This is a genomic window from Pseudarthrobacter sp. AB1, from assembly GCF_014926485.1.
In the GTDB taxonomy this organism is placed as follows: Bacteria; Actinomycetota; Actinomycetes; order Actinomycetales; family Micrococcaceae; genus Arthrobacter.
The window spans coordinates 1-1861 of sequence record NZ_PZKO01000089.1; the positions used below are offsets into that span (position 1 = coordinate 1).

General features: G+C 63.2%; 1 protein-coding gene. It reads left to right on the plus strand.

What is annotated here, in order from left to right; translation table 11 throughout:
- Positions 1 to 180: 180 nt before the first annotated feature.
- Positions 181 to 1791 (plus strand): hypothetical protein, encoded by a 1611-nt coding sequence (locus tag DAD99_RS21355; RefSeq protein WP_193343176.1) that lies wholly within the window; start codon positions 181 to 183, stop codon positions 1789 to 1791.
- Positions 1792 to 1861: the final 70 nt, after the last annotated feature.

Consider the following 1861-nt stretch of genomic DNA (forward strand, 5'->3'; position numbering starts at 1 on the left):
ATAAACGCGACTGTAGTACCAGCGGGGCTTCGCCCCAGCCCGACAAGGCATGTTGTCTCACCTGGGTGGTGAGGGCTCCGGTCGGGCAGGGTGATCCGTGACAGTTGAATTGTCGCGGGTGTATGACTGCCGTAGCAGTGGTGGGCCTTTCGGCCTCCTGATCACCGACCGGAGCTTGTGATGACGATAGCGCGCACCGTAGCAGATGTCTTGTCCGGGCATGTGAAGTTCGAAGTTGAGTGCATCGACCGGATGTACCTCAACGTCTATCAGCCCAAATTGCAGTATGCCGCCGGCCTGGTGGGCTATGTGCAGCGGCAGTTGGGTTTGCCGATCGCCTCCACGGCGCCGTTGGCGAAGATCACCGACCGGTTCACCGCGGCGGTCCACGGCTTCGCCGAGGCGCAACATATCGAGTGGGTGGATTTCCTCAGGGGCCAACGCAAGGACGACGTGATGGCCAAACGGCTGGCGTCGTTCACCGCTCCGGAAGGGGTCGTGTTCATCGGCCGGGCGCAGGAGAAAACCCCGCTGTTCCGGACCGAGAAACGTCACCACGAGGACGGGATGTCCTACCCCTGGATCGTGAAGACCACCGGAGTGGTCAACCATTTCTACTTTTATTGTGTTGACGCCGATTTCGGGCCGTTCTTCCTCAAGTTCTGCTCCTACTTCCCCTACAACGCGAAGTTGTGCATCAACGGCCACCACTGGGCCCAGCGGCAGGCCACGAAGGCGGGGATCGGCTACGTAGCGATGGATAACGCCTTCGCCGCGGTGGAGGACGTCGCGGGCCTGCAGGAAATCTGCGACCGTCTCGGACCGGAGCAGATCGACGCGCTGCTGCGCAAGTGGCTGGCCATCCTGCCCCACCCGTTCACCGCCGCCGACCGGGCAGCCGGGTACCGCTACGACGTCTCGGTGTTGCAGGCTGAGTTCTCCTTGACGCAAATGCTCGACAGCCCGGTGTCGGGGCGGGTGTTCTTCGAGAACGTGATCCGCGAGAACCTTGATATCGGCCGCCCGGACCAGGTCAGCCTGGTCTTCGGCCGCCGGTTGATGAAGACAGGGCCTCGGCCAACCCCGGGCCGGTTCAGGACCAGGGTGATCACCGACGGGGTCACCCCGAGCCTGCACGTGGACTATAAGAACGCCACGATCAAGCAGTACCACAAAGAAGGCAGGGCCCTGCGGACCGAGACAACAATCAACGACACCCATGATTTCCGAATCGGCAAACGACTGACAAATCTGCCCGCACTGCGGGAGATCGGCTTCACTGCCAACAGGCGCCTACTCCGCGTCCAAAGAATCAACCACGACCCGATCACCGGAACCCAGGCACTACACGCCATCACCGACCCCGTCATCACCGCCGCCGGCGCCCGGATCCCCGGACTGCGCCTCGGGCAACAACGAAGCCACGCACTCCTGTCCGCGTTGCCCGTCTTCAAGCTGCAACCGGCCGGGTTCGTCAACCGGGACCTGCGCGCACTCACCGCACAGCTACGCGGAACCGACCCCGGCACCGTTACCGCCGGGCAGATGACCTACGATCTGCGCCGACTCCGCCACCACGGCCTCATCGAACGCATCCCACACTCCCACCGCTACCGGGTCACCGACACCGGCCTTTCCACCGCCATGTTCATCAGCGCCGTTCACGACCGACTGCTCCCCACCGGCCTGGCCGACCTACAAACCCCGGTACCAACGAGGCTGCGGGCCGCCACTCGCGCCTACCAAACCGCGATCGACAACCTCACCCACGCCACGGGACTGGCCGCCTAAAACACGAATCTGACCCAGCCACCCAAAACACGACCCAAAAATCACGGCTTCGCCGACTTAGCCTTCTAGG